The sequence below is a fragment of the Streptomyces sp. NPDC005799 genome (assembly GCF_040630525.1).
Taxonomy (GTDB): Bacteria; Actinomycetota; Actinomycetes; order Streptomycetales; family Streptomycetaceae; genus Streptomyces; species Streptomyces griseorubiginosus_B.
The window spans coordinates 1-7,445 of the sequence record NZ_JBEXXQ010000122.1; the positions used below are offsets into that span (position 1 = coordinate 1).

8 protein-coding genes and 4 pseudogenes are annotated in these 7,445 nt (G+C 68.3%); 6 read left to right on the forward strand and 6 right to left on the reverse strand.

The window, feature by feature from the left end; genetic code table 11:
* Positions 1 to 151, forward strand: a pseudogene (locus tag ABZ453_RS49615) (RNA-guided endonuclease TnpB family protein); the annotation flags it as partial.
* A 147-nt stretch (positions 152 to 298) separates the two neighbouring features.
* On the opposite strand, the gene ABZ453_RS49620 reads toward ABZ453_RS49615, so the two are convergent.
* The gene (locus ABZ453_RS49620; protein WP_359026468.1) at positions 299 to 955 is read right to left on the reverse strand and encodes a TetR family transcriptional regulator; all 657 of its coding nucleotides are present in this window, start codon (positions 953 to 955) and stop codon (positions 299 to 301) included.
* Positions 956 to 1,093: 138 nt separating this feature from the next.
* Here ABZ453_RS49620 and ABZ453_RS49625 point away from each other — a divergent pair, with 138 nt between their 5' ends.
* Positions 1,094 to 1,933 (forward strand): patatin-like phospholipase family protein, encoded by an 840-nt coding sequence (locus tag ABZ453_RS49625; protein ID WP_359026470.1) that lies wholly within the window; start codon positions 1,094 to 1,096, stop codon positions 1,931 to 1,933.
* A 500-nt stretch (positions 1,934 to 2,433) separates the two neighbouring features.
* On the opposite strand, the gene ABZ453_RS49630 is transcribed toward ABZ453_RS49625, so the two are convergent.
* A complete protein-coding gene (locus ABZ453_RS49630) occupies positions 2,434 to 3,024 on the reverse strand; it encodes a hypothetical protein (RefSeq protein ID WP_359026472.1) in 591 nt (196 codons plus the stop codon).
* Positions 3,025 to 3,132: 108 nt separating this feature from the next.
* Positions 3,133 to 3,411, reverse strand: a pseudogene (locus ABZ453_RS49635) (NucA/NucB deoxyribonuclease domain-containing protein); the annotation flags it as partial.
* A gap of 92 nt (positions 3,412 to 3,503) precedes the next feature.
* On the opposite strand from ABZ453_RS49635, the gene ABZ453_RS49640 reads away from it, so the two are divergent.
* A complete protein-coding gene (locus ABZ453_RS49640) occupies positions 3,504 to 4,982 on the forward strand; it encodes a sialidase family protein (protein WP_359026474.1) in 1,479 nt (492 codons plus the stop codon).
* Between the two features lie 245 nt (positions 4,983 to 5,227).
* On the opposite strand, the gene ABZ453_RS49645 is transcribed toward ABZ453_RS49640, so the two are convergent.
* Together ABZ453_RS49645 and ABZ453_RS49650 are read right to left on the reverse strand one after the other, a co-directional pair.
* On the reverse strand, positions 5,228 to 5,497 hold the full coding sequence (locus ABZ453_RS49645) for a hypothetical protein (RefSeq protein ID WP_359026476.1): 270 nt from the start codon (positions 5,495 to 5,497) through the stop codon (positions 5,228 to 5,230).
* Positions 5,434 to 5,856 (reverse strand): reverse transcriptase N-terminal domain-containing protein, encoded by a 423-nt coding sequence (locus tag ABZ453_RS49650; RefSeq protein ID WP_359026478.1) that lies wholly within the window; start codon positions 5,854 to 5,856, stop codon positions 5,434 to 5,436. The genes ABZ453_RS49645 and ABZ453_RS49650 overlap by 64 nt, the downstream gene beginning before the upstream one ends.
* Before the next feature lie 250 nt (positions 5,857 to 6,106).
* Here ABZ453_RS49650 and ABZ453_RS49655 point away from each other — a divergent pair, with 250 nt between their 5' ends.
* From ABZ453_RS49655 to ABZ453_RS49665, 3 genes and pseudogenes are all read left to right on the forward strand, one after another.
* The gene (locus tag ABZ453_RS49655; protein ID WP_359026480.1) at positions 6,107 to 6,436 is read left to right on the forward strand and encodes a transposase; all 330 of its coding nucleotides are present in this window, start codon (positions 6,107 to 6,109) and stop codon (positions 6,434 to 6,436) included.
* A 202-nt stretch (positions 6,437 to 6,638) separates the two neighbouring features.
* Positions 6,639 to 6,899 carry a transposase gene (locus tag ABZ453_RS49660; RefSeq protein ID WP_359026482.1) on the forward strand — a complete coding sequence of 87 codons (261 nt, stop codon included), beginning with the start codon at positions 6,639 to 6,641 and terminating at the stop codon, positions 6,897 to 6,899.
* A 72-nt stretch (positions 6,900 to 6,971) separates the two neighbouring features.
* Positions 6,972 to 7,115: pseudogene (locus ABZ453_RS49665) on the forward strand (transposase); the annotation flags it as partial.
* 62 nt (positions 7,116 to 7,177) lie between these two features.
* On the opposite strand, the pseudogene ABZ453_RS49670 reads toward ABZ453_RS49665, so the two are convergent.
* A pseudogene (locus ABZ453_RS49670) lies at positions 7,178 to 7,445 on the reverse strand (transposase); the annotation flags it as partial.

Below are 7,445 nucleotides of genomic sequence, written 5' to 3' on the forward strand. Positions count from 1 at the left end.
CGTGAACGCGGCACGCAACATCCTGGCCGCCGGGCTGGCGGCGTCTGCCTGTGGAGATGGTGTAAGACCTCAACGGGAGTCCTCCCGGACGGGGCAGTCGTCGGTGAAGCAGGAACCCCAGCGGGCGACCGCTGGAATCCCCCGCCTTTAGGCGGGGGAGGAAGTCAAACGGGTCAACTCCACAAGCGATCCCAGTCGGAAGCCAGTAGGCCTTTTCCAACCTGATCGTGAGGCTGAGGCGGGGAAGTTCCTGGTGAAGGGGTGGTCTACCAGGGCAGCCGTGTGAGTCAGGAGCCTCTCAACGCCGCTTGTGCGGGCCCAGATTGAGCAGTACCTTGCCAAGCTGGTCGGAAGTGAGGGCCGGCGCGGGCAGAGGGGGCGTGGCCGGGCTGACGCGAAGGCCGTCGAGGAGCAGGGCGAGCGGGCGGAACCAGGCATCCGGGGTGACCGTGGTGAGGGCGGGAACAGCCCTGCCCAGTGCTGCCAGGGTGAAGAGCAGGTCCTCGGTGGTGAGATCCGGGCGGATGGTGCCCTGTTCCTGACCGCGACGGAGTAGCTCGTCGATGGTTGCGCGGTTGTGGGCGTGGATCGCTGTGAGGGAGGTGACGCCTTCCAGGTTCGTGGTCATGAGGTCGTTGGTGCCGCGGTCTGCGGCCAGGCCCGCGAACACTGTTCGTAGGTACTGCGTCAGTCCCGTCCATGCGTCCTCGGTTGTTCGTGCCCGTTCGCCGGCCGCGGCGGTCTCGGTGAGTGCATCCCGGAAGACCTCGTCGACGAGCGCGGCACGGGTCGGGAAGTGACGGTAGAGGGTGGCGTTGCCCATGCCCGCCCGCTGGGCAATTTCATCGAGCGGGGCGTTCAGGCCCTGTTCGGCGAAGACCTCTCGGGCCGCGTAGGTCAGCAACTTGCGGTTGCGCAGCGCATCGCGGCGTCCTACCGGCGAACGGTCGCCCATTGTGTCTCCCGGTTCTCGCCCCGTACTGGGGAGTCCTCCCCGGTACTGATGCTATCGTCGGCCGGGCAAACGGGGATAGTTCCCCGTTTCGCTTCCCGCGGGCGGAAGGTCCGCGGTCGTTCACGGGGAGGGGGAAGCATGCCCGGCACCGCACTCGTGCTCGGCGGCGGCGGACCGGTGGGCGGAGCCTGGTTGACGGGGGTGCTCGCTGGGCTCACTGAGGCCGGGATCGATCTCGGCAGCGCCGACGTCGTGATCGGCACTTCCGCCGGTGCCGTCTTCGGAACCCGGCTCCGGTCCGGCGTCCCGGCCTCGGATCTCTATGAGCGTCAGCTCTCCGGAGCAGACGCGGTCCGCCTGCCGGTGACAGCGCGTCAGACAGCGCGCTTCCTCTGGGCGGCGCTCGGTTCCCGCGATCCCCAGCGATCCATCGAACGCCTCGCCCGGGCGGCGTTGCACGCCCGGACCGGCCCGGAGTCGGACGTCTTCGACACGGTCGGCATGCTCCTGGACGACGTACGCGACTGGCCCGAGCGGGAGCTGCGGATCGCCGCGGTCGACGCGCAGAGCGGACAGACCGAGGTGTTCGACTCGCGCTCTGGAGCGACACTCCTCGAAGCGGTCGCGGCGAGCTGCGCCGTACCCATCGTATGGCCGCCGGTCACCGTGGCGGGCCGGCGCTGGATGGACGGCGGCAGCCGTTCGACCGCCAACCTCCAGCTCGCACGCGGGTACCACCGGGTATTGGCGGTCGCGCCGGTCCCCCGGGCGATGGGGCCGCATCCGAGCGCCGTGCAGCAGGCTGCGGAACTGTCCGACGACGGGGCACGCGTCATGCTGCTGTCCCCGGACCGCGCCGCGCGCCGCATGATGGGCCGCAACATGGCGGACGACACACACCGGCCGGCTGCCGCCCGCGCCGGCCACGCCCAGGCCAGTGCATTGGCCCCTGCAGTGGCCGACGTCTGGCAGGGGTGACGTGCGTCAAAGCGCACATGGCCAAACTCTCCTTGCCCGCTGGAAGTTGAAGCCGTCTTGTCGCACGAGACGGTGAAGCACTTGGCAGGTGGGCTGTCGACCACAGAACCATCTCTACCGGAGGCGGCGCGTGTTCGTTTATCCGTCAGGTGTCGCCCGCCCCTACCGCGCGAGATACGGCGCACCAGAGCACGACGGAAGGGTCAATGTCCGCGGGCGGTTGGGCCGGGACATGCCACGAGCCTCATCCCGACAGAGCGGGATGAGGCTCGCGTACGGAGCGCCGGGCAGGCCTTGCACCTGCATTTCCCCGCAGGAAGCGGGGCGCGTCTTTCCTTGGACCACCAACGCATAACCAGACAACCGGAGTTGGCTGTCCAGCTCAAGATCGAGTATGGCGTGGTCGCGATACCGCCAGGCCCGCGGAGGCGGCGCGCCAGGAGGTCCACCGGCGTACGGGTTCGCGGAGGTTTTCGCTCCACCCTGAAGCTGGCGTGTTGTCACCAAGCGTCACCGGATTCTGTCGGGTAGGTGGTGGTGTACTGGTCCACCGGCACGGCCATCGATGCGGCGTACTCGGCGCGCTGCCGCCGGTCGGCTTCCGTGATCTCCGGGTGGACAGGGTCGGTTTCAGGGGCCGGCCACAGCTGGATGAGGTGGCGCTCGCCGTGGTCGCCGATGCCGGGTTCCGTGTCGTCGGCGTGGCAGTACAGGCGCATGCGCATGCAGTGGCCGCCGTCCGGGGCGGGCGGGAGCTCCAGGGGTACCTCCTCGTCGGGCCACGCATCCACGACGCCGCCCGACTCCCCCGTCGCGAGGTGGAGAGCGGGCAGGTCGGGGCGCAGGCTGATTTCCTCGGCCGGCTCCCACCCGTCGTCGGTCTCCGGAGCCGGCGGAGCGTCGTGGAGCTCGATGGTCAGCTGCAGGGGGCCGGTGTCGGTGGTGGTCAGGACGACGGCGTTGGCATCGGTGGCCGGGCCACAGCGCCAGCCGAAGGGCATCTCGGCGGGATAGGTGCAGTCGTCGGTGAAGCCGATGAGGTAGCCGTTCTCGCCGAGTTCGACGGTGAACGAGGACGCCCAGACCAGCATGAGAGGCCTCCTGGAACGGGCAGGGCACCCCTCCCCGCGGCGAAGCGGGACGGGGCACCCTGGTTGGCTTGGCGGGAGTGTAGCCAGGCTGTAGACGATCACGTAGAACGGGTCGCCGTCCATGACGTGCATCTGGCCGCGCCACGCTGTGATACCTCCGCCCTGGGACTTGTTCTCGCTGACCTTCACCCAGGTGATATCCCGCTGGTTGGCGGGAGGCTGCGTGCCGCCTTCCTTGGTAGGGGCGAAGGGGTACTCGTCGCTGGTGGCGCTCCCTGAATTCGGCCACCCGGTAATCGGTTCCGCCTCAAAGCTGCTCGCCGTGATTCCCCAGGTGCACCCGCCGAGCGGCGGCGAGTGCCCGTGCCGGATCGGCGCGGCAGTCAGTGCGCTGACACCAGGGCCTGTCGCATGTCACTCGTTCCCGCGGATGACTCGTGGCGGGGTCATTCAGACCACGGGCGGCCTACCACGGGTCGATGACAGGGCGCGGCGAAGCGCGGACCATCAGCCATGACCTCGACGTAAGCCGGATGCCCCATGCGATGGTGGCGATCGGCGGGCCAGAAGGGACCTTTGCCATGGGGGCATTCGATCGAAGGGTGTCGCGGAGGGCCTTCGCCGGCGTCCCGGTGGCGGTGTTGTCATGGATGGCGGCCGGCAACCTGTCCCTGACGGCGACGTCGGCGAAGCGGGGAGAAGACAGAGTGCCGGGCAACGTAAGGGTCACCGATGATGCTTTCGCCGCGCACATCGAGCCGGCCATCGCAGTCAATCCACTCGACCCTCGCAACCTCCTGGCCGTATGCCGGGTGTTCGTCGGATCCGACGTCGGTGTAGCCGCCTACACGTCGTTCGACGGCGGTGACACCTGGCGGGCGCGGGGCCTGCTGCCCGGCTTGGTACCGGACTTCGACGGCAATCCGACCGTGGTCTTCGACGGCCATGGCCGCGCGTTCGTGTGCTGCGTCGTGGCCGCCCAGGGGCCGCCGCGCCACGGTGATGTCCTGATGTGGCGCAGCGACGACGGCGGGCGAGGTTTCCGGCCGCCGACCACGGCGATTGCCGGCGGCGCTGGGTTGGTGGACCATCCCAGCCTCACGATCGGCGCGGGAAGCCGCCCGCCGACCACGCATCTGTACCTCGCCGCGGGGATGTACGGCACCGCCGCCGACGGTGTGGCCGTCGTCTGCTCCCACGACGGCGGCCGAACCTTCCAGGCTCCGCGTCCACTTGACCCGATCGCAGGCGCCAAGGCCATCGCCCCCGTCGCTGCCGCCGGACCGGAAGGATCGCTCACCGTCGCCTACGTCACCCCCTCTTCGAGTGGTGGCGTGCTCCTCAAAGCCGTTACCTCCGGCGACCACGGCGAGACGTTCACGGAGCCGTTCACGGTGGCCGAGGTGCCGGCCATGGCGCCGGGTCTGGGAGATGTCACCGCGAAGAGCGGCCCGGCTCTTGCGGCTGCCCCTGGCGGTGGTCTCGTCTGCACGGCCGTCACGGGCTTCGACGACGCGACTGGGATGTCGCGACTGCTGCTGGCAACCTTGGCCGGCCCCACCGGCCCCGCACCGATGTGGAGTGAACCGATGACCGTGGCGGCCAGTGACGAGGCGGTCTACCTACAACCCCAAGTCGCCATCGGCGATGACCACCGCATCGCCATCTCCGTCTATGCCCTGTCCTTGGCAACACTGCGCATGGACGTCCTGCTCCACATCTCGGACCCGGACCCGGTGTCGGCCGCATCCACGCCACCCGTCTTCGGGCCGCCCCTGCGCGTCACCACCCGGGCCTTCGACCCCCGGCAGGCCATCGACACTGGCAGCACGCACTGGCTCGGCAACTACCAGGGACTGGCCGCTGCTCCCCGCCACGCCTTCCACCCGATCTGGACCGACACACGCACCGGCCGCACGCAGATCTTCACCGCCGCCGTTCGCCGTCACCGCCCCTGACACCCCTTGCCTTGGGCAAGGTGAGCGTGAGCACCGCCCCGACAGGCAGGCCAAGGCCCGAAACGACGAGGCCACTCGATGGACTTCCCCATACCTATGGGGACCGGATCAAGTGGCGCGACGAGCAGCACCGGTCGATTCGGAAACGCTGAGCGTATCGCTGCAGGTCAGGGTCAGTCTTCGCAAGAGCCTGACCATTCCATGTCGATCCCACTGAGGTTCCCCCGGCGTGCGGGAGGTGCTGGTCAGCGGTCCAACGCACCTTCGGTGCGCGCCGGGGGCGTGGTAAATCCTGTGGCGCGCGCTGTGAGTGCTTCTGTCTGCCCTGACAGAGGTTGACGTCGGTCCGGAACCCTGGAGGTGTTCGTCCCGGCCGAGACCGATTGCTCAGCGGGGAATGTCCCGAGGCGTTCCAGCAGGAAGTTGTGATCAATCTTGTCGAATGCGGATTTCAGGTCGGCGTCGAGTACCCAGTCCCGTTTCGCGCCTTTCGTCGCGACGGCCCTGTGGACCATCTCGATCGCGTCGTGGCATCCGCGACCCGGCCGGAATCGTATTGTTTCCGGTCCAGCCGGGCTTCCCATTCGGGTTCCAGTGCGCTGCGCACCCGCTGTTGCTGGGCACGGTCGGCGATGACCGGAATTCCGATCAGGCGTTTCTTTCCGCCTTTCTTCGGTATGTACACCCGCCGCACCGGAAGCGTCCGGACCGGTCCGCCCTGGCGATGCAGTCGCATCGCCAGGCTCGCCCGGTCCTCGGAGGTCAAGGCGACCTGCCTGTCGACGCCAGGGGTGTGGCGGCCGGTGTTGTGCTGCGCGACCCGGCGCACGCTGACCAGCGTGTTAGTACTCCAGCCGTAGATCGTGATCTTCACGGCCGGACCGCCGCTTGCCGCTGGTAGTGGCACTCGCGTGCACGGGCTTGATGCCGACGTCAGTTGGTGGAACCACACCCTCACTGCTTGATCAGCAGCTTCACTCGAGACGAACTGCACCCAAAGGGGCATGGCTCGCATGGAACGCTCGGGCGGGCCTCCTGAGGCCGAGGCAGCCAGCGGGTGACGGGCCGTCGGGTGAGGTTCCCCTCCTACTGTGGAGACCGTGACCGGAGAAATAGTTGGGGTCATGGCATCCAAGAAGCGCCTCTACGATGCAGAGTTCCGCGAGGGGCCGGTACGGATCGTGACGGAGACCGGGAAGCCGATCCCGGAGGTGGCTGCGGATCTGGGCATCCATTCGGGGACACTGCACAGCTGGGTGTCTCGGGCGCGGCGCAACGGGTCGCCGTCGTCGGACAGGCCGTCGGCCGAACCCTCGGGTGGCCGGCTGCGGGAGAGTGGGCGGGCGGAGCTTGAACGGCTGCGGGCCGAGGCCAGGGAGAAGGACAAGCGCATCCGAGAGCTGGAGATGGAGCGTGATGTGTGCAAGCGATTCGTGGCCTTGTGGGTGAAGTAGCTGACACGGACCCCGCCGTCGCGGTCAGGGTGATCAGCAGCTGCAAGGCCGAGCAGAAGGTTCCATTCCGCACCGCCTGCCGGGCGTTGGGGGTGTCGGTGTCGCCGTACGGATACGTTCAGGTGTACGCCGACAGTCGGAGTCGTGGTTTTACAAGTGGCGCGACCGACCGCCCACCGCGCGGGAGACGCGGCGGCAGCACCTGGCGGAGGACATCGAGGAGATCTTCAACGGCTCAGGTGGCACCTACGGCTCGCCGAAGGTGTTCGTCGAGCTGGGGCGCCGGGGCTGGCGGGTGTCGGTGGACACCGTCGCGAAGGTAATGGCCGAGCTCGGGCTGGCCGGACGGAAGGAAGGTCCGCCGACGCCGGTCACTGACCAGGCCGGGCAAGCGGCCCGCGGCCCCGGACTTCGTCCGCCGGGACTTCACCGCCGAGGAGCCCGACCTCGTCTGGGCAGGTGACATGACCGAGATCGACACCGGCGAGGGCAAGCTCTACCTCGCTACCGTGATCGACCTGTCCTCAATCCCCTCGGCCTTACCCAGGAAGTGTGGGGACTCCTCACCCTCTACCAGACATTGCGGTCCGTCATGGTCACCGCCGTGGAGACCCGGCCTGGCACCGACCCGGACCGCGCGGCTTTCATCATCGCCCTGGAGGCCGCCCGCGACACCGTCGCCCTCCGCGCCGAATACGTACAAGATCACCCTGCCCGACAATTTGACAGCGCCGCCGGGCCCTTAACTTCGCGGCATTGGGTGATGACCAGCCACGTCCAGCGGTCCGCCGCTTCAGGAGTGCGGAGCTTCGGCTGGGTCCAGCCAAGCGTCTGCTTGATCATGCGGAAGGTGTGTTCAAGATCGAAGCGGCGCAGAAACGCCTGCCAGCTCAGATCGACGTCCGCGCTCGTCCTCCCAGTCTTCGAGGACCACAGCCAGACCGGCAGCGGGTCCCCTCCTCCGGGCAGGTGGTCGACCTGGAGGCGAATCAACGTCCCCTCAAGGATG